The organism is Streptomyces sp. NPDC102274 (assembly GCF_044766385.1).
GTDB lineage: Bacteria > Actinomycetota > Actinomycetes > Streptomycetales > Streptomycetaceae > Streptomyces.
The window spans coordinates 51,965-75,783 of record NZ_JBIWLW010000001.1; the positions used below are offsets into that span (position 1 = coordinate 51,965).

At 72.2% G+C, this 23,819-nt stretch carries 21 protein-coding genes, 2 pseudogenes and 1 riboswitch; of the genes and pseudogenes, 15 read left to right on the forward strand and 8 right to left on the reverse strand.

Annotated features, from left to right (window positions below):
- Positions 1-36: 36 nt before the first annotated feature.
- From ACIRQP_RS00275 to ACIRQP_RS00300, 6 genes are all read left to right on the forward strand, one after another.
- Entirely contained in the window at positions 37-264 is a 228-nt protein-coding gene (locus ACIRQP_RS00275) for a hypothetical protein (RefSeq protein ID WP_403881030.1), read from the forward strand.
- Between the two features lie 165 nt (positions 265-429).
- Positions 430-573, forward strand: a riboswitch (cobalamin riboswitch).
- 32 nt (positions 574-605) lie between these two features.
- A complete protein-coding gene (locus ACIRQP_RS00280) occupies positions 606-1,637 on the forward strand; it encodes a cobalamin biosynthesis protein (RefSeq protein ID WP_403881033.1) in 1,032 nt (343 codons plus the stop codon).
- The gene (locus tag ACIRQP_RS00285; protein WP_403881036.1) at positions 1,634-3,253 is read left to right on the forward strand and encodes a cobyric acid synthase; all 1,620 of its coding nucleotides are present in this window, start codon (positions 1,634-1,636) and stop codon (positions 3,251-3,253) included. The genes ACIRQP_RS00280 and ACIRQP_RS00285 overlap by 4 nt, the downstream gene beginning before the upstream one ends.
- A gap of 28 nt (positions 3,254-3,281) precedes the next feature.
- Positions 3,282-5,393, forward strand: coding sequence for a putative cobaltochelatase (locus tag ACIRQP_RS00290; RefSeq protein WP_403881038.1), 2,112 nt, complete (start codon positions 3,282-3,284; stop codon positions 5,391-5,393).
- A complete protein-coding gene (gene cobO / locus ACIRQP_RS00295) occupies positions 5,393-5,992 on the forward strand; it encodes a cob(I)yrinic acid a,c-diamide adenosyltransferase (RefSeq protein WP_403881040.1) in 600 nt (199 codons plus the stop codon). Before ACIRQP_RS00290 ends, cobO begins: the two co-directional genes overlap by 1 nt.
- Positions 5,986-7,419, forward strand: a complete 1,434-nt coding sequence (locus tag ACIRQP_RS00300) for a cobyrinate a,c-diamide synthase (protein ID WP_403881042.1) — start codon at positions 5,986-5,988, stop codon at positions 7,417-7,419. Before cobO ends, ACIRQP_RS00300 begins: the two co-directional genes overlap by 7 nt.
- A gap of 32 nt (positions 7,420-7,451) precedes the next feature.
- Here the strand turns inward: ACIRQP_RS00300 and ACIRQP_RS00305 are convergent, their stop codons facing one another.
- The gene (locus ACIRQP_RS00305; protein ID WP_403881045.1) at positions 7,452-8,198 is read right to left on the reverse strand and encodes a ZIP family metal transporter; all 747 of its coding nucleotides are present in this window, start codon (positions 8,196-8,198) and stop codon (positions 7,452-7,454) included.
- Positions 8,199-8,204: 6 nt separating this feature from the next.
- On the opposite strand from ACIRQP_RS00305, the gene ACIRQP_RS00310 reads away from it, so the two are divergent.
- The 3 genes and pseudogenes from ACIRQP_RS00310 to ACIRQP_RS00320 all read left to right on the forward strand — a co-directional run.
- The gene (locus ACIRQP_RS00310; RefSeq protein WP_403881048.1) at positions 8,205-8,687 is read left to right on the forward strand and encodes a cobalamin biosynthesis protein; all 483 of its coding nucleotides are present in this window, start codon (positions 8,205-8,207) and stop codon (positions 8,685-8,687) included.
- Between the two features lie 349 nt (positions 8,688-9,036).
- Positions 9,037-10,095: an Rv2231c family pyridoxal phosphate-dependent protein CobC gene (gene cobC, locus ACIRQP_RS00315; protein WP_403881051.1), complete on the forward strand. Its 1,059-nt coding sequence runs from the start codon at positions 9,037-9,039 to the stop codon at positions 10,093-10,095.
- Positions 10,096-10,250: 155 nt separating this feature from the next.
- A pseudogene (locus ACIRQP_RS00320) lies at positions 10,251-10,754 on the forward strand (DUF4037 domain-containing protein); the annotation flags it as partial.
- Positions 10,755-10,943: 189 nt separating this feature from the next.
- Here the strand turns inward: ACIRQP_RS00320 and ACIRQP_RS00325 are convergent.
- Both ACIRQP_RS00325 and ACIRQP_RS00330 read right to left on the reverse strand, forming a co-directional pair.
- Positions 10,944-11,873 (reverse strand): SCO1860 family LAETG-anchored protein, encoded by a 930-nt coding sequence (locus ACIRQP_RS00325; protein ID WP_403881054.1) that lies wholly within the window; start codon positions 11,871-11,873, stop codon positions 10,944-10,946.
- 335 nt (positions 11,874-12,208) lie between these two features.
- Positions 12,209-13,300: an amidohydrolase family protein gene (locus ACIRQP_RS00330; protein ID WP_403881057.1), complete on the reverse strand. Its 1,092-nt coding sequence runs from the start codon at positions 13,298-13,300 to the stop codon at positions 12,209-12,211.
- 170 nt (positions 13,301-13,470) lie between these two features.
- On the opposite strand from ACIRQP_RS00330, the gene ACIRQP_RS00335 reads away from it, so the two are divergent.
- From ACIRQP_RS00335 to thpD, 5 genes are all read left to right on the forward strand, one after another.
- Positions 13,471-14,586 (forward strand): pyridoxal-phosphate-dependent aminotransferase family protein, encoded by a 1,116-nt coding sequence (locus ACIRQP_RS00335; RefSeq protein WP_403881060.1) that lies wholly within the window; start codon positions 13,471-13,473, stop codon positions 14,584-14,586.
- Positions 14,587-14,968: 382 nt separating this feature from the next.
- Positions 14,969-15,508, forward strand: a complete 540-nt coding sequence (ectA, locus tag ACIRQP_RS00340) for a diaminobutyrate acetyltransferase (RefSeq protein ID WP_403881063.1) — start codon at positions 14,969-14,971, stop codon at positions 15,506-15,508.
- A 247-nt stretch (positions 15,509-15,755) separates the two neighbouring features.
- Positions 15,756-17,024 (forward strand): diaminobutyrate--2-oxoglutarate transaminase, encoded by a 1,269-nt coding sequence (ectB, locus tag ACIRQP_RS00345; RefSeq protein ID WP_403881065.1) that lies wholly within the window; start codon positions 15,756-15,758, stop codon positions 17,022-17,024.
- A gap of 163 nt (positions 17,025-17,187) precedes the next feature.
- Complete coding sequence (locus ACIRQP_RS00350; protein WP_403881068.1) at positions 17,188-17,586, forward strand: ectoine synthase; 399 nt, start codon at positions 17,188-17,190, stop codon at positions 17,584-17,586.
- Positions 17,587-17,588: 2 nt separating this feature from the next.
- The gene (gene thpD, locus ACIRQP_RS00355; protein WP_403881071.1) at positions 17,589-18,485 is read left to right on the forward strand and encodes an ectoine hydroxylase; all 897 of its coding nucleotides are present in this window, start codon (positions 17,589-17,591) and stop codon (positions 18,483-18,485) included.
- A gap of 228 nt (positions 18,486-18,713) precedes the next feature.
- On the opposite strand, the gene ACIRQP_RS00360 is transcribed toward thpD, so the two are convergent.
- Entirely contained in the window at positions 18,714-19,778 is a 1,065-nt protein-coding gene (locus tag ACIRQP_RS00360) for an alkene reductase (RefSeq protein WP_403881074.1), read from the reverse strand.
- Between the two features lie 173 nt (positions 19,779-19,951).
- Here ACIRQP_RS00360 and ACIRQP_RS00365 point away from each other — a divergent pair.
- Positions 19,952-20,455, forward strand: a pseudogene (locus ACIRQP_RS00365) (MarR family winged helix-turn-helix transcriptional regulator); the annotation flags it as partial.
- A gap of 331 nt (positions 20,456-20,786) precedes the next feature.
- Here the strand turns inward: ACIRQP_RS00365 and ACIRQP_RS00370 are convergent.
- The 4 genes from ACIRQP_RS00370 to ACIRQP_RS00385 form a co-directional block, all read right to left on the reverse strand.
- Positions 20,787-21,836 (reverse strand): aminotransferase class V-fold PLP-dependent enzyme, encoded by a 1,050-nt coding sequence (locus ACIRQP_RS00370; protein WP_403881077.1) that lies wholly within the window; start codon positions 21,834-21,836, stop codon positions 20,787-20,789.
- 69 nt (positions 21,837-21,905) lie between these two features.
- The gene (locus tag ACIRQP_RS00375; protein WP_403881081.1) at positions 21,906-22,634 is read right to left on the reverse strand and encodes a DsbA family oxidoreductase; all 729 of its coding nucleotides are present in this window, start codon (positions 22,632-22,634) and stop codon (positions 21,906-21,908) included.
- Positions 22,635-22,836: 202 nt separating this feature from the next.
- Positions 22,837-23,073 carry a hypothetical protein gene (locus ACIRQP_RS00380; RefSeq protein WP_403881084.1) on the reverse strand — a complete coding sequence of 79 codons (237 nt, stop codon included), beginning with the start codon at positions 23,071-23,073 and terminating at the stop codon, positions 22,837-22,839.
- Positions 23,074-23,254: 181 nt separating this feature from the next.
- The gene (locus tag ACIRQP_RS00385; RefSeq protein WP_403881087.1) at positions 23,255-23,605 is read right to left on the reverse strand and encodes a hypothetical protein; all 351 of its coding nucleotides are present in this window, start codon (positions 23,603-23,605) and stop codon (positions 23,255-23,257) included.
- Between the last annotated feature and the right edge of the window lie 214 nt (positions 23,606-23,819).

Sequence of the window (23,819 nt, forward strand, 5' to 3'; positions counted from 1 at the left end):
GTTGAGAACCGCCACGGTGTAAGGAAGAGAAACCGCATGAACATCGACTGGGCAGCACTCGGTTCGGTCTTCGGGGTCAGCCTCGTGGCCACCGTCGCCCTCGTGGGCCTGTTCACCCTCGGCATCGTGGGCCTCGCCAAGCGGGAGACGGCGAGCGCACGGGGCGCCACCGGGTCCGTGGCACCGGCCCGCGCGGGCGCGTACATGTGCTTCGCGCTCTGCGTGACGGCCGTCGCGTACGGGATCTATCTGATCGTCGCCTGACCTCGCCGCCTGACCGGGCGACCGGAAACGACCGGAATACCCCGACCGGGGCCGGCCCCGGCGCGTCCGTCACGCGCTGGGGCCGGTTCTTCGGTGCCCGTGGGGCGAGGGTGCCGTGTGGGGCTCGGCACACTGTCCCGTCGCTGGTCAGGGATGAGTTGACGGGTGTTTGCGCTGCGTGGTGGACTTCCGGGGCCATTGACGACGGCAGAAGAGGAAGCCGGTGCGAATCCGGCGCGGTCCCGCCACTGTCACTGCGAGCCACGTCTCCAGGAGCCAGGAACTCTCGCCGCCGCATCACGTCGAACCGGGGCGCGGACCCTGAGTGAGGACATTTCGCCATGCCTGGCCGCCGTTCGGCCGTCGTGCGCGGCCGGGGTCCGGCCGCCGAGCGTGTTTTCGCCTACGGCGCCGCCGTGGGCCTCCTGGGCGATCTGCTGTTCGGCGATCCGCGCCGGGGCCATCCCGTCGCCGCGTTCGGCCGGGCGGCGACGGCCGTCGAGCGGACGCTGTGGCGCGACCACCGGGGCTGGGGCGCGCTGCACACCGCGGTATGCGCCGGAGGAGCCGCCGGGATCGCGGCGTTGGCGGCCCGGGGAGTACGGGACCGCCGCACCGCCTCCGTGGCGCTGACCGCCGCCGCCACCTGGGCCGTCGTCGGCGGCACGTCACTGGGACGCGAGGCACGGGCCATCGGCGCGGCGCTCGCCGCCGGGGACGTCGAACGGGCCAGGGAGCGGCTGCCGCATCTGTGCGGCCGTGACCCGCAGGCGCTGGACGGACAGCAGATCGCGCGGGCCGTCGTGGAGTCGGTCGCCGAGAACACCTCCGACGCGGTCGTGGGAGCGCTGGTGTGGGGGGCGGTGGCGGGGGTGCCCGGACTCGCCGGATTCCGTGCCGTGAACACACTGGACGCGATGGTGGGTCATCTCTCGCCCCGGTACCGCCGGTTCGGCTGGGCCTCGGCCCGGCTCGACGATGTCGCGGGCGGGCCGGGTGCCCGGCTGACCGCCGTACTCGCCGGTGCGCTGGCCGGCGGAGTCGGCGGCGATCCGGGCGCGGCCCTGCGGGCGGTACGGCGGGATGCCCGTAAGCATCCGAGCCCCAACGCGGGCCCGGTGGAGGCGTCGTTCGCCGGCGCGCTGGGCGTGCGGCTGGGCGGGACGCTCGCGTACGGGGGGCGGGTGGAGCACAGGCCGGTGCTGAACGGCGAGGGGCGGCCCGTCGAGGTCGCGGACATCGAACGGGCCGTACGGCTGTCGCGCCGGGTGACCGGGGCCGCCCTCGCGGTCTGTGTGGCGGGCCGTTTCGGATACGGCGCGATACGCCGTGCGGCTTCGCGCCGTACGGCCGCGAGAAGGGGGCGCGGATGAGCCGGGGCGGGCGTGGCGGGGGGCTGCTGATAGCCGGCACGACCTCCGACGCGGGCAAGAGCGTGGTCACGGCGGGGATCTGCCGCTGGCTGGTGCGCCGTGGGGTGAAGGTCGCGCCCTTCAAAGGGCAGAACATGTCGCTGAACTCGTTCGTGACACGCGAGGGCGCGGAGATCGGCCGGGCCCAGGCGATGCAGGCCCAGGCGGCCCGGGTCGAACCGACGGCGCTGATGAACCCGGTCCTGCTGAAGCCCGGCAGTGACCGCAGCAGCCAAGTGGTGCTGATGGGGCGGCCGGTGGGGGAGATGAGCGCCCGGGGCTTCTTCGGGGGGGCCGGGGGGACGTCCCCCGGGAAGATGCCGCACGGGGGGTCTGAGGGTGCGTCCCCCGGGGAGATGCCGCACGGGGGACGGGAATCCCTGCTCGGGCCCGTCCTGGAGTGCCTGGAACAGCTGCGCGCCACCTACGACGCGGTGATCTGCGAAGGGGCCGGCAGCCCCGCGGAGATCAATCTGCGCCGTACCGACATCGTGAACATGGGCATCGCGCGGGCCGCGCGACTGCCGGTGGTGGTCGTCGGGGACATCGACCGGGGCGGTGTCTTCGCCTCGTTCTTCGGGACGACCGCGCTGCTGTCCCCCGAGGACCAGGAGCTGATCGCGGGCTATCTGGTCAACAAATTCCGGGGCGATGTCTCGCTGCTCGAACCGGGTCTTGAGATGCTCCGCGGGCTCACGGGGCGGTCCACGCTCGGCGTACTGCCCTTCCGGCACGGTCTGGGCATCGACGAGGAGGACGGACTGCGCGTCTCGATGCGCGCCGCCGTACGCGAGTCACCGGCGGCTCCGCCCTACGGCGAGGACGTGCTGCGGGTCGCGGTCTGCGCCCTACCTCTGATGTCCAACTTCACCGATGTGGACGCGCTGGCGGCGGAGCCGGGGGTCGTCGTGCGGTTCGTGGACCGGCCCGAGGAGCTGGCCGACACCGATCTCGTGGTGGTGCCCGGCACGCGCGGCACGGTCAGGGCGCTGGCGTGGCTGCGTGAGCGCGGGCTCGCCGACGCGCTCGCCCGGCGGGCCGCCGAGGGGCGTCCCGTGCTGGGGATCTGCGGCGGCTACCAGCTCCTGGGCGAGCACATCGACGACGAGGTGGAGTCCCGGGCGGGCGCGGTGCCCGGCCTCGGGCTGCTGCCCGTACGGGTGCGGTTCGCCCGTGAGAAGACCCTGGCCAGACCGGTGGGCCTGGCCCTCGGTGAGGCGGTGGAGGGGTATGAGATCCACCACGGCGTCGCCGAGGTACGAGGAGGCGACGCCTTTGTCTCCGACGCGGACGGGCGGGCGCTGGACGGCTGCCGGGTGGGGGCCGTCACGGGCACCCACTGGCACGGGGCGCTGGAGAGCGACGCGTTCCGGCGGCGGTTCCTGACGGAGGTGGCGCGGACCGCGGGCCGGCGTTTCGTCCCCGCTCCCGGCACGAGCTTCGGCGCGTTGCGGGAGGAACAGCTCGACCTGCTCGGTGACCTCATCGAGGAGCACGCGGACACGGACGCGCTGATGCGCCTGATCGAGGAGGGCGCGCCCTCGGGGCTGCCCTTCATTCCGCCGGGAGCGCCATGACGACCATCTTCGAAGGAGCGATCAGCCTATGAGCACCCCTTTTCCGTTCACCGCCGTGGTGGGAATGGACGATCTGCGGCTCGCCCTGTTGCTCAACGCGGTGAGCCCCGCCGTGGGCGGTGTGCTCGTCCGGGGTGAGAAGGGCACCGCCAAGTCCACGGCCGTACGCGCCCTTTCCGCGCTGCTGCCGGAGGTGCCGGTCGTCGCCGGATGCCGGTTCAGCTGCGATCCCGCCGCACCCGATCCGCGGTGTCCTGACGGGCCGCACGAGACGGCTCCGGGTGCGTCCAGGCCCGCCCGGATGGTCGAGCTGCCCGTGGGCGCCTCGGAGGACCGGCTCGTGGGCGCGCTGGACATCGAACGGGCGCTGTCCGAGGGCGTGAAGGCTTTCGAGCCCGGCCTGCTCGCCGACGCGCACCGGGGGGTGCTCTACGTCGACGAGGTCAATCTCCTCCATGACCACCTGGTCGACCTGCTGCTGGACGCCGCCGCCATGGGTGCCTCGTACGTCGAGCGCGAGGGCGTCTCCGTACGGCACGCGGCGCGCTTCCTGCTCGTCGGGACGATGAACCCCGAGGAGGGCGAGCTGCGGCCGCAGTTGCTCGACCGCTTCGGGCTGACCGTGGAGGTCGCGGCCTCGCGCGAGCCGGAGCAGCGGGTGGAGGTCGTACGGCGGCGGCTGGCCTTCGACGACGACCCGGCCGGGTTCGCGGCGCGCTGGGCCGGGGAGGAGACCGCGCTGCGGGACCGGATCGTCGCCGCGCGGGCGCTGCTGCCCGAGGTGCGGCTCGGGGACGCGGCGCTGCTGCGGATCGCCGCGACCTGCGCCGCGTTCGAGGTGGACGGGATGCGGGCGGACATCGTGATGGCGCGGACCGCGACGGCGCTGGCCGCGTGGGCGGGGCGTACGGACGTACTCGCCGAGGACGTACGGCAGGCCGCGCTGCTGGCGCTGCCGCACCGGCGCCGCCGCAACCCCTTCGACGCGCCGGGGCTCGACGAGGACAAGCTCGACGACACGCTGGACGAGTTCCGGGGAGAGGACGGCGACGGCGGGGACGACGACCCCGGTCCGGACGGGCCCGGCGGTGGCGGTGGCATCCCGCCGCAGTCCGGCCCCGAGGGATCCGGGGGCCCCGACACACCGCACGAGTCCGGGTCCGGGCCGGACGACACGCCGGTCGAGCACGCCCCGGGGGCGCGGGACGACACGCCCGTGGAGGCGGAACCCGGGCCCCAGGGGCAGCCGGGCCGCGCCGGGGCCGGTGAGCAGACCGCCGTACGGGCCGCCGAACCGTTCCGTACGAAGACACTGAGCGTGCCGGGTCTGGGCGAGGGCGCGGCCGGGCGGCGCTCCCGGGCCCGTACCGAACACGGCAGGACGACCGGGTCCCGGCAGCCGAGGGGCGCGCTCACCAAGCTGCATCTGGCGGCGACCGTACAGGCGGCGGCGCCGCACCAGCGGGCGCGCGGTCGCAGCGGTCCGGGTCTGGTGGTGCGCAGGGACGATCTGCGGCAGGCGACCCGGGAGGGCCGCGAGGGGAATCTCGTGCTGTTCGTGGTCGACGCGTCGGGCTCGATGGCGGCCAGGCGGCGGATGAGCGCGGTGAAGGGCGCGGTGCTCTCGCTGCTGCTGGACGCGTACCAGCGGCGCGACAAGGTCGGTCTGATCACCTTCCGGGGCAAGGAGGCGGAGGTCGCGCTGCCGCCCACCTCGTCGGTGGACGCGGCGGCGGCCCGGCTGGAGTCGCTGCCGACGGGCGGGCGTACGCCGCTCGCCGCCGGGCTGCTCAAGGCGCATGACGTGCTGCGGGTGGAGCGGATGAGGGACCCGGCGCGGCGCCCGCTGCTGCTCGTGGTGACGGACGGCCGGGCGACCGGCGCGCGGACGGCGGACGGCGCGGATCCGGTGGCGCTGGCGGCGCGCGCGGCGCGGCTGCACGCCTCGGAGGGGACGGCCTCGGTGGTCGTGGACTGCGAGTCGGGTCCGGTACGGCTCGGTCTGGCCGCGTCGCTCGCCGCGGATCTGGAGGGTATGGCCATCACGCTCGACGAGCTGCGCGCGGACAGCATCGCCGGCCTGGTCAGGGACGTACAGCAGGCACAGGCACACAACGGACGACCCAGGAGGGCCGCTTAATGCCACAGGGACAGCCGGAATCCGTACCGGACGACGGGCTCACCACCCGCCAGCGCCGCAACCGTCCGCTCGTCCTCGTCCATACGGGCACCGGCAAGGGCAAGTCGACGGCGGCCTTCGGCCTCGCGCTGCGCGCCTGGACGCAGGGGTGGCCGGTCGGGGTGTTCCAGTTCGTGAAGTCCGCGAAGTGGAAGGTCGGCGAGGAGCGGGCGCTGAAGGTGCTGGGGGCGAGCGGCGAGGGCGGTCCGGTCGCCTGGCACAAGATGGGCGAGGGCTGGTCGTGGGTGCAGCGCGACGCGCAGTACTCCAACGAGGAGGCGGCGCGCGAGGGCTGGGAGCAGGTCAAGCGCGATCTGGCGGCCGAGACGCACAGGCTGTACGTGCTGGACGAGTTCGCCTATCCGCTGCACTGGGGGTGGGTGGACACCGACGAGGTGATCGAGGTGCTGCGCGGGCGCCCCGGCACCCAGCATGTGGTGATCACCGGGCGCAACGCCCCGGAGAAACTGACGGACTTCGCGGATCTCGTGACGGAGATGACGAAGGTCAAGCATCCGATGGACGCGGGCCAGAAGGGCCAGAGGGGCATCGAGTGGTGAACGTCCCGCGTCTGGTCATCGCCGCGCCCTCCTCCGGGAGCGGCAAGACCACGGTCGCGACGGGGCTGATGGCGGCCTTCTCGGAACGCGGTCTGGCCGTGTCCCCGCACAAGGTCGGGCCCGATTACATCGATCCGGGGTATCACGCGCTGGCCGTGTCCACGGGGGCGTCCGGCACCTCGGGATCCGTCGGCGCCCCGGGGCCGGCCGGCGCCCCGGGATCGGCCGCCCGCGTCCGGCCGGGCCGCAATCTCGACGCGTACATGTGCGGTCCCGGTCTGATCGGGCCGCTGTTCGCGCATGGCGCGGCGGACTGTGACCTGGCGGTCGTCGAGGGCGTGATGGGGCTCTACGACGGCGCGTCGGGCCAGGGCGAACTGGCCTCCACCGCACAGGTGTCGAAGCTGCTGCGCGCGCCGGTGGTCCTGGTGGTGGACGCCTCGTCGCAGTCGCGTTCGGTGGCGGCGCTGGTGCATGGCTTCGCCTCCTGGGATCCGGAGGTACGGATCGGCGGGGTGATCCTCAACAAGGTCGCCACCGACCGGCACGAACGGCTGCTGCGCGAGGCGCTGGACGAGTCGGGGGTACCGGTCATGGGGGTGCTGCGGCGCGCCGACGGGGTCACCGCGCCCTCGCGCCATCTGGGTCTGGTGCCGGTCGCGGAACGGCGCGCGGAGGCGGTCGGGTCGATGCGGGAGCTGGCCGCGCGGGTGCGGGCGGGGTGCGACCTGGAGGCACTGCTGGCGCTCGCGCGCAGTGCGCCGGCGCTCGATGTGACGCCGTGGGAGCCGGCGGTCGAGCCGGTCGCCCCCGTGGCGGGCGCGGGCCGGCCGGTGATCGCGGTGGCCGGCGGGTCCGCCTTCACCTTCTCGTACGCGGAGCACACCGAGCTGCTGGCGGCCGCGGGCGCGGACGTCGTCCCGTTCGATCCGCTGCGAGACGAGGAACTCCCTGAAGGCACCCGGGGTCTGGTGATCGGCGGCGGGTTCCCGGAGGTGTACGCGCCGGAGCTGTCCGCCAATGAGCCGCTGCGCAAGGCCGTGGCGGAGCTGGCGTACTCCGGCGCTCCGGTGGCCGCCGAATGCGCCGGACTGCTGTATCTGGCGCGCTCCCTGGACGGGGCGCCGATGTGCGGCGTGCTGGCGGCCGACGCGCGGATGGCGGGACGGCTGACGCTGGGCTACCGGGAGGCGGTGGCGGTCGGCGACAGCGCGCTGGCGCGGGCCGGTACGCGCGTACGGGGGCATGAGTTCCACCGGACCGTGCTGGAGCCGGGCGCCGGGGCGGCTCCGGCGTGGGGAGTGGTGCACCCGGAGCGCCGGGTGGAGGGGTTCGTACAACAGGGCGTGCACGCGAGCTATCTGCATACGCACTGGGCGGCGGCGCCGGAGCTGGCGCGGCGGTTCGTGGAGAGATGTACGGCGTGACGTACGGGCCGCCGGGGAACGCGCGCCGCGGGTCAGTCGGCGACGCCGACCACCACCCAGATGAAGCCCACGCCGAGGACCGTGCACAGCAGCGTGGAGAGCGCCGGATGGTCGTGGTGCGCCTCGGGCAGGATCTCGGCGGCGGCGAGATAGAGCAGGACACCGCTGAAGAAGCCGAGGTAGCTGCCGAGCGCTTCGGCCGGGAGGGTGAACAGCAGGGTGGACGCGGCGCCGACCACCGGTGCGATCGCGTCCGCGACCAGCATCGTGATCGCCCTGCGCCGGTCGTTCCCGTACAGGCTGGTGATCGTGTACGTGTTGAAGCCGTCGGCGAAGTCATGGGCGATGACGGCGAGGGCGACGGCGACGCCCATGCCGCCGCCGACCTGGAAGGCCGCGCCGAGCGCGATGCCGTCCATCAGGCTGTGGCCCACCATGGCCGCCGCCGCGGTCAGGCCCACCTGGGGCACCCGCTCGCCGGCCCGGGGGCCGGAACCGTGCGGGTCGCCGCCGTGGGAAGCGCGGCGGACGGCGAGCAATCGTTCCACCAGATGGGCTACGAGAAAGCCGCCGACGAACAGCAGCAGTGCCTGGGGTACCCCCAGGATCTCGCCGTCCGCGGCGTGCACCGCCTCGGGCAGCAGATCCAGTCCGACCACGCCGAGCATCAGGCCCCCGGCCAGGCCCAGTACGAGATGGCGGCGGTCGGTGACGCGCTGCGCCGTCCAGCCGCCGAACAGCGTCATGAGGAACGCGCCGAGCGCGACGAACACCGCCATGGGCCCTTGCATAGCCCATCGGACGGCCACTTCGCACATCCGGGCCGCGAGCCGGAACGTCCGGGACTTTCGCGAAAGTACCTCGTCGTGGGGCTCGGCGCGCGCTCCGGCGTGTCCGTGGCGGAGGTGCTCGGGCTGATCGAGTCCACGCTGCGGGACGCCGAACTCTCGCCGCGCGCCCTCGTCGAGCTGGCCACGGTCGAGAGCAAGACCGGCGAGGCGGGGATCGCCGGGGCCGCGGCCCGGCTCGGCGTCCCCCTGAGGGGGTACCCGGCCGCGCTGCTGGCCGGAGTCGCCGTACCGAATCCGTCCGGGGCGCCGCTGGCGGCGCTGGGGACACCGTCCGTCGCGGAGGCCGCCGCGCTCGCGGGCGGGGGCGAACTCCTCGTACCGAAACGGAAGTCGGGCGCCGGTGCCGGCACCGCGTCGGTCACGTGTGCCGTGGCGGATAGGAGCCAGTCGGAGTGGAACCGGTCCCGGCGGAAATGATGTCGGTGTTGACGGTAGGCGTTGGCGGTAGGCGTTGGCGGTAGGCGTTGGCGGTACCCGTTGATGGAAAGCGCTGACGGTAAGCAGGTTGACGGTAAGCAGAGAACGGGAAGAAAGCAGCGGCCTCGCGACAGAGCGCGGACCGTGTGGTGGCGCCCCGGGACACCGGTGGCGGGAGAGAGGGAAAGGAGCCCGGTGATCCGTGTCGTCCAGGCCATCGAGAACAGCCGGGGAGTGACGTCCCGGCAGCGGGGACCGCGGTCGCTCCCCTGTCTGTCGTTTCCCCGGCCGTCGTCGGCCCCGTCGCACACGCCGGATGCCATATCCGGCGACAACCCCCGTGGCTGCCATGTCTACGCGCGCTGACAGCCACGATCTGCGCCATCACGGCGACGCGGAAGTACGGGACGGAGCCGCGGGGCTGATCGATCTCGCGGTCAATGTCCGTACGGGCACTCCCCCGGAGTGGCTGCGCGTGCGCATCGCCGACTCGCTGGCCGGGCTCGCCGCCTACCCCGACGGGCGGGCGGCCCGCGCGGCGGTCGCGGCGCGACACGGACTGCCGGTCGAGCGGGTGCTGCTGACGGCGGGCGCGGCGGAGGCGTTCGTGCTGCTGGCCCGCGCGCTGCCGGCCCGTCGGCCCGTGGTCGTCCATCCGCAGTTCACCGAGCCGGAGGCGGCGCTGCGGGACGCGGGACACGAGGTGCGGCGGGTACTGCTGCGCGCGGAGAACGGTTTCCGGCTGGATCCGGAGGCCGTGCCCGACGACGCGGATCTGGTGGTGCTCGGGAATCCGACCAACCCGACGTCCGTGCTCCACCCGGCCGAGGCGATAGCGAAGCTGTCCCGTCCCGGCCGGACGCTGGTGGTGGACGAGGCGTTCATGGACGCGGTGCCCGGCGAGCCGGACGCGCTGGCCGGGCGTATGGACGTGCCGGGGCTCGTCGTGCTGCGCAGCCTCACCAAGACCTGGGGCCTCGCGGGCCTGCGGATCGGCTACGTACTGGCCGAGCCGGGCACGGTCGCGGCGCTGGAGCGCGCACAGCCGCTGTGGCCGGTCTCGACACCCGCGCTGGCGGCGGCGGAGGCCTGCATGACCCCCGCCGCGCTGGCGGAGGCGGAGCGGGCGGCGTGCCTGATCGCGGTGGAGCGCGCGCATCTGCTGGCCGGGCTCGCGGAATTCGACGAGGTGCGGGCGGTGGAGGCGGCGGCGGGCCCGTTCGTGCTGATACGGGTGAAGCGCGCGGACGCGGTGCGGGCCAGGCTCCGCACGCTGGGCTTCGCCGCCCGGCGCGGCGACACCTTCCCGGGGCTCGACCGCGACTGGCTGCGGCTCGCGGTCCGCGACCGGGCGACGACGAACCGATTCCTCCAGGCTCTGGACCAGGCACTGACGGCGGTCGGCTGACGCGGACGAGTGACGCGGTCGGCGGTCGGTCAGCGGACGGCTGTCGGCTGTGTCGCGCCCTCGATATTCGCTGGCCCCGGGAGGCAACGCCGGTCGAGGTGATCGTATGACCTCCGCCGACGCCGCTTTCCTGCCCGGTCTTGAGCTGTCCCGGATCGCAGGAGGAGGCCTTCGTCGGGCGCTGCGCGGAGGTCGGGGACGATCTCGGCTCGGCGGTGGTCGCGGGCCGGCTGGTGCGCGATCTCATGCGGCTGTGTCTGCTCCCGGAGCGGCGGTACGCGCCGTACGGCAAATGGCTGGGCAGCGCGTTCGGACAACTGGACGTGGCCGACGGCCTGCTGCCGTCGCTGCGGAGCGCGCTGGCGGCGACGGAGTACCCGGAGCGGGAACGCGGGCTGTGCGAGGCGTACGAGACGGTGGCCGCGCTGCGGAACGAGTCCGGGCTCGCCGAACCGGTGGATCCGGCGTGCCGGAGCTATCACAACCGGCCGTTCCAGGTGCTGCACGCCGACCGGTTCGCGCGGGCGCTGACGGCGACGGTCACGGATCCGGGGCTACGGGGACGGCCGCTGACGGGCGGCGTGGACCAGTGGGCGGACAGCACCGACCTCCTGAACCTGACGGGACCGGTACGGGCCGCCACCCGGGCGCTCGGCTAGGGCGTGTCTTCAAAGTAGCGCCGTCCGCCCGAGCCGGGCAGGCGGGACTTTGAAGACACGCCCCAGGGCGTGTGGCGAAAGTCCCGCCGATGCCCCCGCCGAAGGCCCGGGGGCCGAAAGCGCCTCCCGCTCCCGACCCCCGGACCGCCCCCGGACCGGCCCTGACAGGGCGTCAGCGGGCAGGAGGGGTCAGCGCCGGCGGGCGGCCCTCGCCAGCAGCAGCGCTCCGCCGCCCGCCCCGACCAGCGCCACCGCGCCGCCCGCCAGATACGGCGTCATGGAGTTGCCGCCCGTCTCCGCGAGGTTCTCCTCGGCCGGCTCCGCCACCGTCTGCGGCTTCGTATCGGCCTTCGCGGGCGCGGACTTCTCCGGTTCCGGCGTCGCCGTGGCCGCGGGTGCCTTCGGCGACTCGCAGGTGGCCCCGGCGAGCGTGACGGTGCCCTCGACCTCGGCGACATTCACCTTCAGCGGGTTGATCGACACCCGCAGTTCGAGCGCGCCGGCCGCGGCCGTACGGGACGTGGTGTGCGTCTTCGACAGATCGAGCGTCACCACACCCACACCCGGGACCTCGACACGGGTGGGACCGCCCGCGGAGAGCGTGACCCGCTTGCCGAGCACGGTCACCTGGCCGAGCAGCTCCGACTCCGCCACCGGCCGCTTCCCGGCCGCGCAGACCGCCTTGGAGGTGACCTCCTGGATCTCGATGAGCGGGAGCAGCGGCAGTCCGGGCACATGCACCTTCGCGTGGGCGAGGTTGCTGTATCCCTCCGCCTTGTGCGCGTCGGCCGTCGCCCTCGCGGTGGCCACGTCGGCGCGCAGCACGGTGAAGGCCCTGCCCTGGTCGACCCCGTCCAACTGGACGCTCAGGGTCGTCTTGTCCGCGCTCGCGGGCGCCGACACTTCGTTCAGGGCCGCCCGCAGGGGCACGTCGAGGGTCTTGTTGAGCAGGGACACGTCGAGGCCGGCCCTGAGTACGACCGCGGTCGCCCGCCCGTCGTCCGTGCCCTCGGTGGCCCCCGCCGGAGCGGCGAGGAGCAGGGGGCCCGCCGTCAGTGCGGCGGCGGCCGTCAGGGCGGCGGCACGGCGTGCGGGCATGCGGAAGGTGTTGCTGTTCAAGATGTGGAACCCCCACAGAGATTTGGTGTCGCCGGCCCGCCCAACGGGGACACGGGGCAGTGGCGACCGAGACACCGGAATCTTTACGCACGGAGAGTGAACCGGCAGACACCTGGGGTGAGTTCACTCCAAAGTGGGGTTTCCGGGTTCATATTCGATTCTTGTGGCACATGCGTTCCTCGGACCCCACGGATGACGGCGCGTCAGGGGCCGCGCGGTACGCCCGTCACCCCGACCGGCTGCGCGGAAGGAAGTTCAACGACACCGGCCGCCCCACGTCACGCCACTGTCAACCGAGCGCCGCCCGGCCCGGGTCGGTCGTCATCGCGCCCCGGTCAGCCGACGATCCGCCCGTTCAGGACGATCCGCCGCGGCGCCGCCAGGACCCGTACGTCCGCGCGCGGATCCTCGCCGTACACCACGAGGTCCCCCGGAGCGCCCTCCTCCAGCGACGGGCGGCCCAGCCACTCGCGCGCGCCCCACGCGGTCGCCGAGAGCGCGTCCAGCGGCGGGATCCCCGCCTTCGTCAGCTCCTCGACCTCGCCCGCCACCAGACCGTGGGCCAGACCGCCGCCCGCGTCCGTGCCGACGAAGACCGGGACGCCCGCGTCGTACGCCGCGCGCACGGTGTCGTAGCGGCGCTCGTACAGCCGGTTCAAATGCGCCGACCAGCGCGGGAACTTGTCCTGCCCGCCCGCCGCGAGCCGCGGGAACGTGGCGATGTTGACCAGCGTCGGGACGATCGCCACGCCACGCTCCGCGAAGAGCGGGACGGTGTCCTCGGTGAGCCCGGTCGCGTGCTCGATACAGTCGATGCCCGCCTCGACCAGATCGCGGAGGGCGGTCTCGGCGAAGCAGTGCGCGGTGACCCTGGCCCCGAGCCGGTGCGCCTCCGCGATGGCCTCCTCGACCTCGGCGCGCGGCCAGCAGGCGGTCAGATCGCCCGCGTCACGGTCGATCCAGTCACCGACGAGCTTCACCCAGCCATCGCCGCGCCGGGCCTCCCCGGCCACATACGCGACCAGGTCCTCCGGCTCGATCTCATAAGCGTAGTTGCGGATGTAGCGGCGGGTACGGGCGATATGGCGGCCCGCCCTGATGATCTTCGGCAGATCCTCGCGGTCGTCGATCCAGCGGGTGTCCGCGGGCGACCCGGCGTCCCTGAGCAGCAGAGCGCCCGCCTCGCGCTCGTCGAGCGCCTGCTTCTCGCTGGTCACCTCGTCGACCGCGCCGTGGTGGTCCAGGCCGACATGGCAGTGGGCGTCCACCAGGCCGGGCAGCGCCCATCCCTCGACCGTACGGACGTCGCGGGCGCCGACCGGCCGCTCGTAGGTGATCCGGCCGCCCACGACCCACAGCTCGTCCCTGGCCTCCTCGGGACCGACGAGCACCCGCCCCTTCACCCGCAGCACCGTGTGATCACTCATGAGCAGCACTGTACGAGGCCGTGAGTACCCTCGACCGGGGAGTTCCGCACACCGGTCCGACCCGGTCCCGTACCCCCGTATCCGACGCCCCGAACCGACCCGCACCGCCCCGTGCGAACCACCCGCCCGAACCACCTCACCCCGAGCGACCCACCGAAGAGAGCACCGCCGTGACACACCCGTTGCTGGACCTGCCCCCGCTGACCGCCGCGCACTTCGCCGCCATCGAGCGCCGCGTGGCCTCGCTCCTCGCCACCGAGAACGATGTCGTGATCATGCAGGGCGAGGCCCTGCTGCCGCTGGAGGGCTGCATCCGCGGCGGCGCGGGTCCCGGTTCCACCGCGCTGAACGTCGTCACGGGACCGTACGGTCAGACCTTCGGGAACTGGCTGCGCGACTGCGGCGCGGTGGTCGTGGACCTGGAGGTGCCGTTCCACACGGCCGTGACCGCGGAGGCGGTCGAACGGACGCTGGCCGCGCGTCCCGAGATCGACTTCGTCTCGCTGGTGCACGCGGAGGCCGCGACCGGCAACACCAACCCGGTCGCGGAGATCGGCGAGGTGGTACGGGCCCATGGCGCGCTGTTCATGCTGGACGCCGTGGCGTCGGTGGCCGCCGAGCCGCTGCTCACCGACGCCTGGGGAGTGGATCTGTGCGTGATCGGCGCGCAGAAGGCGATGGGCGGCCCCGCCGGGGTCTCGGCGGTGTCCGTGAGCGAGCGCGCCTGGGAGCGGTTCGCCGCCAATCCCCGGGCCCCCCGCCGCTCGTACCTCTCGCTCCTCGACTGGAAGGAGCGCTGGATCGACGGCGACCGCCGGGCGCTGCCGCACGCCCCCGCCCAGCTGGAGATGCTGGCGCTGGAGGCGTGTGTGGAACGCATCGAGGCGGCCGGCCCGGAGACGGTCATGGCCCGGCACGCCTCGGCGGCCGCGGCAACCCGCGCGGGCGCGCTGGCCCTGGGCGGCGGTCTGGCGCCCTTCGTCCACGAGGCCGCCGAGGCCGCTCCCGTGGCCACGACGCTGCGAACCCCGGCCGGGGTGGACGCCGCCGGCGTGGTGGCGAAGGCGCTCGCCGCCGATCCGGCGCTGCCGCTGGTCGCGGGCGGCGGGGCGCTCGCCGCGGAGCTGATCCGCGTCAACCACTACGGCGCCGACGCGACCCCGGACGTGGTGCGGTCCTCGCTGCTGGCGCTGGGCGCGGCGCTCGACGGCTCCGGCGGCGCGGTGGACCCGGAGGCGGCGGTGCGGGCGGCCGACGAGGCGTGGCGCCGCCGGGCCGCGTCCTAGACAAGCCCGCCCCATGACCTCGCCGGTCCCGGGATCATATGTGGCTTCAGTATCCATAAATTGAAGAGGGCATTAATTCGCGAATACGGGAAGATAGTTTATTGCGAGCAGCTTCCCGTATTCGTCTGCCCCCATTTCTCTGCCCTAAACGCCAAGATTTCATCAGGACTCCCGGAGTGATTCCGGGTGGTCTCCCGAGCGTTACGGACATGTGACCGAGTCCACAAACCCGCCCGCCTTGACCCAGCATATAGCTATATTTTACCCCGATTTCTGGTGAGCGCACCCGGTGCCACATGCCCGCGCGATAACACAGCCCGGCGTCCCACCCAACCCCCCGCCAAGATGCATCTTTTGAATTTGCTCGGTAAATTCAATCCGTATGACCGCCGCACAAGCAGACCTTGCAGGCGCCCGAAGCGAATTCCCCCGATCCTTCAGGACCGACGCCCCACGAGTGGAGGACGGAGCCGCGATCTGGCGCATCGCCCGCGACTCCGAGGTCCTGGACCTCAACTCCTCGTACAGCTACTTGCTCTGGTGTCGTGACTTCGCCGCCACCTCCCTCGTCGCCCGTGACGAGGAGGGATCCCCGATCGCCTTCGTCACGGGGTACGTACGGCCGGAGCGCCCCGAGGCGCTGGTCGTCTGGCAGGTGGCCGTCGACGCGAACCACCGCGGCCGCGGTCTCGCCGGCACCCTGCTCGACGAGCTGACCGCCCGGGTCGCCCAGGAGCGGGGCATCACGGCCGTCGAGACGACCGTGACCCCCGACAACACCGCCTCGGACCGGCTGTTCACCGCGTACGCCGCACGTCACGGCGCGACGCTCAAGCGCGAGGTCCTCTTCGACGGCGGGCTGTTCCCCGACGGGGTGCACCAGCCGGAGGTGCTCTACCGCATCGGACCGCTCTCGCCCTGAGCCGGCCCGTGCGGGAGCCCGCCGAGGGCTCCCGCGCCGCCACGCCCGGGTACGCCCGCGCCTCGCCACGCGTGCCATACGCGCCACACCGCGCCGAACCGAGCTGAGCCAGGTCACGCCGCGTATGCCCCGTATGTCACGTACGCGGCACACGCCACCCACGAGCGTCCGGCCCCGAGCCCCGAGCCCCGAGCACACGCCCGCTCTCTCCCCTCCACCCGCACACCCCCATCGGCAGGAGACCCCCGTGACTATCACCCCGCCCGCACTGAGCGTTTTCGAGACCCTCGAATCCGAGGTGCGCAGCTACTGCCGCGGCTGGCCCGCCGTGTTCGACCGCGCGCAGGGTGCCCGCCTCACCGACGAGGACGGTCATGGCTACCTCGACTTCTTCGCCGGCGCCGGCTCACTCAACTACGGCCACAACAACCCGGTGCTGAAACGCGCGCTGATCGACTACATCGAGCGTGACGGCATCACGCACGGCCTCGACATGGCGACGACCGCGAAACGCGCCTTCCTGGAGTCCTTCCAGAACGTGGTGCTGCGGCCGCGCGATCTGCCGTACAAGGTCATGTTCCCCGGGCCCACGGGCACGAACGCCGTCGAGTCCGCCCTCAAGCTCGCCCGCAAGGTGAAGGGCCGCGAGTCGATCGTCTCCTTCACCAACGCCTTCCACGGCATGTCGCTGGGCTCGCTCGCCGTGACCGGCAACGCGTTCAAGCGCGCCGGGGCCGGTATCCCGCTGGTGCACGGCACCCCGATGCCGTTCGACAACTACCTGGACGGCCGGACCCCCGACTTCCTCTGGTTCGAACGACTGCTGGAGGACCAGGGCTCCGGGCTGAACAAGCCCGCCGCCGTCATCGTCGAGACCATCCAGGGCGAGGGCGGCATCAATGTCGCCAGGCCCGAGTGGCTGCGGGCGCTGGCCGATCTCTGCCACCGCCAGGACATGCTGCTGATCGTCGACGACATCCAGATGGGCTGTGGCCGTACCGGCGCCTTCTTCTCGTTCGAGGAGGCGGGCATCACACCGGACATCGTCACGCTTTCGAAGTCCATCAGCGGGTATGGGCTCCCCATGTCGCTGTGCCTGTTCACCCCGGAGCTGGACATCTGGGAGCCGGGCGAGCACAACGGCACCTTCCGGGGCAACAACCCGGCGTTCGTCACCGCCGCCGCCGCGCTCACCACGTACTGGGCCGACGGCCAGATGGAGAAGCAGACCATCGCCCGCGGTGAGCAGGTGGAACAGGCGCTGCTGGCGATCCGCGCCGAGAGCAGCGGCGACGTCCCGGACGTCCGGGGCCGCGGTCTGGTCTGGGGCCTGGAGTTCGAGGACAAGGGCCGCGGATCCGCCGTGTGCGCCCGTGCCTTCGAGCTGGGGCTGCTGCTGGAGACCTCGGGCCCGCAGAGCGAGGTGGTCAAGCTGCTGCCGCCGCTCACCATCACCGCGGAGGAGCTGGACGAGGGTCTGCGCACGGTGGAGCGCGCCGTACGCGAAACCGCCTGATCCGCGCGCGGCGCCGTACACATCCAGCGCCCGGCGGCCGACACTCGGAGCGCACCATTCAACACACACCATTCAGTACACATCGCTCAACACGCGACATTCAGCGCATCACACACGAAAGCGCACAGAGAGCAACCGCAGAAGAGAAAGGCGTCAAGGCACCGTGATCGTCCGATCGTTCAAGGACATCGAGAACACCGACCGCCATGTGAAGTCGGCCTCGGGCACCTGGGAGAGCAAGCGCATCGTGCTCGCCAAGGAGAAGGTCGGCTTCTCCCTCCACGAAACCATCCTGTACGCCGGTACGGAGACCTCGATGTGGTACGCCAACCACATCGAGGCCGTGCTCTGCGTCGAGGGCGAGGCCGAGCTCACCAACGACGAGACCGGTGAGACGCACTGGATCGCCCCCGGCACGATGTATCTGCTGAACGGGCACGAGCACCACACGCTCCGTCCGAAGACCGACTTCCGCTGCGTCTGTGTCTTCAATCCACCGGTCACCGGGCGGGAGGACCACGACGAGGACGGTGTCTACCCGCTGCTGACAGAGGAGGGCTGAGCATGACCACCATCCCCGTACGGACCGATCTGTACCCCACGCGCGGCCTCGGCGAGGTGATCACCCCGCGGCAGGACCCCGTCGTCTGGTCCGCACCCGACACGCCGGGACCGATCGCGCCGGCCGATCTCGGACGCTTCGAGCAGGACGGCTTCCTCTCGATCGAGCAGCTGATCGGCCCGGACGAGGTGGCGCTCTACCGTGCCGAGCTGGAGCGGCTGATCACCGACCCGGCGGTACGGGCGGACGAGCGCTCGATCATCGAGCCCAAGTCCCAGGACGTACGGTCCGTCTTCGAGATCCACCGCATCAGCGAGATCTTCGCCCGGCTCGTACGCGACGAGCGGGTGGTGGGCCGCGCGCGGCAGATCCTCGGCTCCGAGGTCTATGTGCACCAGTCCCGGATCAACGTCAAGCCGGGCTTCGGCGCCTCGGGCTTCTACTGGCACTCGGACTTCGAGACCTGGCACGCGGAGGACGGTCTGCCGAACATGCGGACCGTATCGGTCTCCATCGCGCTGACCGAGAACTTCGACACCAACGGCGGCCTGATGATCATGCCCGGGTCGCACAAGTCCTTCCTGGGCTGCGCCGGGGAGACCCCGCAGGACAACTACAAGCAGTCGCTGAAGATGCAGGACGCCGGCACGCCCTCGCACGAGGCGCTGACGGCCCTGGCCGACCAGCACGGGATCAGGCTCTTCACCGGCAAGGCCGGTTCCGCGACCTGGTTCGACTGCAACTGCATGCACGGCTCGGGCGACAACATCACGCCGTACCCGCGCAGCAATGTCTTCATCGTGTTCAACAGCGTGGAGAACGCGGCGGAGGAGCCGTTCGCGGCGCCGGTGCCGCGGCCGGACTTCATCGGTGCCAGGGACTTCACCCCGGTGCGCTGATACAGCTGGAACGCGCGCGGGGGCGGGGGGGGGGGGGGGGGGGGCGGGCCCCCCCCCCCCCCGCCCCCGGGGGGGGGGGGGGGGGGGGGGGGGGCGGGGGGGCGGGGGCGGACTTTTGGGGGGCCGCGCCCACCCCCCGGGGGGCCCTGGGCCCCCCCCCCGGGGGGGGGGGGGGGGGGCGGGGGGCCCCCCCCCCCCCCCGCGCCCCTTGTCATCGGCCGGTCCGGGTCAGTTCTCCAGGGCCGGGTAGTCGATGTAGCCCTTGTCGTCGCCGCCGAAGAAGGACGCCGGGTCGGGGGTGTTGTACGGGCCGCCTGCCTTGAGCCGGGCCGGCAGGTCGGGGTTGGCGAGGAAGAGCGCCCCGAAGGAGAGCAGATCCGCGGTGCCGTCCTCGATCAGCACCAGTTCGTCGGCGCCGGTGAAGCCCTCGGTCGCCACGTTGAGGACGAGCGTCCCCGAGAACAACTTGCGCAGCGCGACCGTCAGTTCACGGTTGTTCTCGATCAGGTGCAGATAGGCGAGGCCAATCGGCTCCAACTGCTTGACCAGCGCGGTGTACACGGGCTCCGGGTCGGGCTCCGACACCCCGTTGTAGGGGTTGCCGGGCGAGATCCGGATCGCGGTCCGCTCGGCCCCGATCTCCGCCGCGACCGCGCGGGTCACCTCGACCGCGAAGCGGATACGGGCCTCGCCGGAGCCGCCCCACTCGTCGGTGCGCAGATTGGAGTTGGGGGCCAGGAACTGATGGATCAGATAGCCGTTGGCGCCGTGCAGTTCGACCCCGTCGAAGCCGGCCTCGATCGCGTTGCGGGCCGCCGCGGCGAAGTCCGCGATCGTCTCCCGTACTTCGTCGGAGGTCAGCTCACGCGGGGCGATGAAGTCCTTGGGGCCGTCGTGCGTGAAGAGCTGCCCCGGCGCGGCGACGGCGGAGGCGCTGACCGGGACCAGGCCCTCCGGCAACAGGACCGGGTGGCCGATCCGGCCGGCGTGCATGATCTGCGCGAAGATCTTGCCGCCCTTGGCGTGTACGGCGTCGGTAACCTTGCGCCAGGCCACGATCTGCTCCGTGCTGTGCAGACCGGGGGTGTCGGGGTAGCCCTGACCGACCACCGAGGGCTGGGTGCCCTCCGTGATGATCAGACCCGCCGACGCCCGCTGCGCGTAGTACTCCACGGTCGAGTCGGTGGGCGAGTTACCGGGGCCGAAGGCGCGGCTGCGGGTCATCGGGGCCATGGCGATGCGGTTCGTGAGCTGCGTACCGGACAGGTCGATCGGGTCGAAGGCGGTGGTCATGGGGGCTCCCATAGCGGTCGTGGAGAGGGGGCAGGTCGAACAAGGGCAACGCGACATACGGCCGACACATTATGTGGTCGGCCAAGTAATGAACCGTGAGTCACCCTAGTCCATTCCCGGGTAGATAGTTGGTCGACCAAGCAAGGTTCCGGACAGGGCTTAAACTCGGTGATATGACCTCGGACGCGCCTCCGGCCCCTGACGGCCCCGTCTGTCCCGTCGCACCGCCCGGCGCCGCGAGCGGCGGCCCGGTCAGTCATGCCCTCTCCCGGGTCGCCCGGCTGCACCGCATCGCCGCGGGGAAACTGCTGCGGCGCACGGGTCTCTACCCGGGCCAGGAGTTTCTGATGATGCTGCTGTGGGACGCGGACGCGGTACGGCAGTCCGAGCTGATCAAGTCGATGGATCTCGACCCCTCGACGGTCACCAAGATGCTCCAGCGGCTCGACCAGGCGGGATACGTACGGCGCTCCGCCGACCCCCAGGACCGGCGCGCCGTACTGGTCACGGCCACCGGCGACAGCTGCGCACTGCGCTCCGAGGTCGAGGGCGCCTGGACGGAGCTGGAGGAGCACACACTCGCGGGGCTCGACGACACCGAGCGCGCGGAGCTGGCCCGGCTGCTCGCCAAGGTCGAGGGCAACCTCTGCCGGGAGACGGCGGACTGTCCGGAACGGTCGTCGGACCATCCGGCCGACCGACGCGGAGACGGCCGACGCGAAGACGGTCGGCGCGAAGACGGTCGGCGCGAAGACGGCCCACGTGGAGACGGCCCACGTGGAGACGGCCCACGTAGCGAGGACCCACATGGCGAGGACCCACATGGCGACGACCTACATGGCGACCGCCCACGTGGCGACGACCCACACGGCGACGACCCACGTGGCGACCGCCGGCGCCAAGACGGCCCGCGCGATCAGTGACGCCGTCTCGCCCGGGGCGCGGGGATCCGGCACCCGCGCCCGTTCGACGGCCTCCTACGGCCCGCCGTCCCCACGAGCCGACCGCTCAGCCCGCGAGCACGTCCAGCGCCCGGTCCACGTCGGCCGTGGTGTTGTACAGGTGGAACGCCGCCCGTACGTACCCGGCGCGGATCGACACCGCCACCCTCGCCCGCCGCAGATCCGGGTGACGATGCGTCAGTCCCGGGACGGACACGATCGCCGATTCGCCGGGAACCGGTTCGTGGCCGAGCCCGGTCAGTCCCGCCCGGAAGCGGGCGGCGAGCGCGGTGTCATGGGCGTGGATCGCCTCGACGCCGATCTCCTCCAGCAGCGCGAGGGACCGCTCGGCACCGTGGTACGAGAGGAAGGCCGGCGGCTCGTCGAAGCGGCGCGCGGTGGTGGCCAACCGCTCGACGGGACCGTACGTACTGCCCCCGACGTCCTCGGCGGCCACCCAGCCCGCGTGCCGGGGCGTCAGTGATCCCTGCGCCTCCTCGGTCACGGTGAGGAAGGACGTACCGCGCGGGCAGAGCAGGAACTTGAACCCGCCGGTCACGGTGTAGTCGTACGCCCCGGCGTCCAGTGGCAGCCAGCCGGCCGACTGGCTCGCGTCCAGCAGCGTACGGGCGCCGTGCGCCGCCGCGGCGGCCCGGAGCGCGGGCAGATCGGCGACCCTGCCGTCCGCGGACTGGACGGCCGAGAAGGCCACCAGCGCGGTGCCCGGCCGTATCTCCGCGGCCAGCTTCTCCAGCGGCGCGTACCGGAGCACGAGGTCGCCGCGGACCGCGAAGGGGGTGATGACCGAGCTGAACTCCCCTTCGGGGAACAGGACTTCGTCACCCGGCCGCAGGGAGGACGCGATCAGTCCGACATGCACGGCGACCGAGCCGCCCACCGCGACGCGCTCGGCGGGGACCCCGACCAGCCGGGCGAAGGAGTCGCGCGCGACTCCCACGGTCTCGAAACTGCCCGCGCCCTCACCGCCCCGGCCGGTCGCGTTCTCCTGGGCCAGCGTCTGTACGGCCTCGACCGACCTGCGGGGCAGCAGACCGCAGCTGGACGTATTCAGATATGTCATATCCGGCGCGAACTCGGCGCCTCCCAGGGTGTCCATGAACCCACCCTGGAACCCGCCCACCTCGTAGTCAATCGCGTATCGGTGAAGGGCACACCCAAGCAATCCTTATGAATGGTCCCCGGCCTGCGGAATCGCGCAGGAGCCGTCGGTGTCACAGACCGCCGCGTCCGGCGACGCCCCGCCGACGGGTGTGATCACACGGCCCTCCCACGCCTGCTCCAGCGCCTGTGTGAACACCTCGGCCGGCTGCCCGCCGGAGACGCCGTAGCGCCGGTCGAGCACGAAGAACGGCACGCCGTTCGCGCCCAGTTCGGCGGCCTCGCGCTCATCGGCCCGTACCTCGTCGGCGTACGCGTCCGCGTCGGCGAGCACCTCACGGGCCTCCGCCTCGTCCAGACCGGCCTCGACGGCGAGGACCACCAGGGTCTCCTGGTCGTAGACGGAGCGCTCCTCGGCGAAGTTCGCCCGGTAGGCGAGGTTCAGCAGCTCGTCCTGGCGGCCCCTGGCCTTGGCGAGATGCAGCAGCCGGTGGATGTCGAACGTACTGCCGTGATCACGCCCCTCGATCCGGTAGCCGAGTCCCTCGGAGCGCGCGTTGGCGGCGACGCCCTCCTCCATGGCGAGCGCCTCCGTACGGCTGCGCCCGAACCTGGCCGCCAGCATGTCGACGACCAGCCCGGTGTCCCCCTTGACACGCCCCGGATCCAGCTCGAACGACCGGTGCACCACCTCGACATCGTCCCGGTGAGAGAAGGCCGCGAGCCCCTTCTCGAACCGGGCCTTGCCGATGTAGCACCAGGGGCAGGCGATGTCGCTCCAGATCTCGACGCGCATGTTTCGGCTTCTCTCCAGGGTCGTGGGTGTCGTGTGCCATGGGTGTCCGGAGGCAGCCTCCGCCCTGCGTGCAACGCATGCGCGCCCCGGAGGATTCCCAATCCGCCCCTCGGCCCCACCGGCCCGCCCCTCGGCCCCCGCCTCGACGCCCCGGCCCGCGGCACCCGGCTCCTCGACCCACCGGCCCGCGGCACCCGGCCCCTCACGAGACGTCGAGCGGCACCTGGTGGATGTACGAGGCACCGCAGGCGTGACAGAGGGGCTGCCCGGCGGGCGTGCCCCACGCGTCCGCCGTCTGTGTGGCGGCGTCAGGATCCAGATCGCGCCCACACAACGCGGTTGCCTGGTTCCGTCGCGTCATGTGCCACACCTCAAGTCGGGACTCCGGGTCACGGGGTGAGGCGCCCTCCGCGTACTCCGCGCGCATTTCGTATTCCATGCTGGGTCTCCTGATCGGCGTAATGGCCCACGCGATGCAGTGGCCCACGAAACGACGACGCATGATTGCCCGCTTGCCCGGACGGTTGAAACAGGGGCCACTCCCCCCTGTGACAGAGAATTCCCGGGCAGAGAAATGCCCCGTCCCGTCCGGTGAGTAGGACGGGGCGGGGCGGTGACCTTCAGGAACGCTCGAAGAAAATGACGGAACGCAGCTTGAGACGCTCGCTCGCCGAGCCGCCGGGGCGGAGGGTGTACGCGTCGCCGTCGCAGTCCGGACCGGTGAAGACGAACGCGGTGGCCGTCGTGTGGTTGCGCGGCGTATGCGCGGGCGGTACGTATTCGCCGGCCGCTTCGGGGATGGTGATGCAGACCGAGCTCTCCGGGTCCACCAGTCCCCCGACCCGTGGCTTTCCCGCGATGTCCGTGTAGACATAGGTGAATTCACCTTCGGCCGCCGAAGCGGAGCCGGGTACGGAGACGAGCAGGGCGAGGGCGCCGACGGCGGCGGCCAGAGTGGTACGAAGACGCATGCGAGTGACTCCTTTGTCGTGACGCCATGAGGCTCCACGACCTGGCCCGAGCGCGGAGGCCCAAAGGCGGTCCGTCACCCGAAAGCAGTCGGGGAATCGCTCTTCTGTCACCTACGGGGAGCACGCGTGCGAAAGCCGGTCCGGTTTTCCGTCCCGCGTCCTGGCACGCCGGACGACCAGGCGCGTACGGGATCCGGGGGTCCGGCACGATATC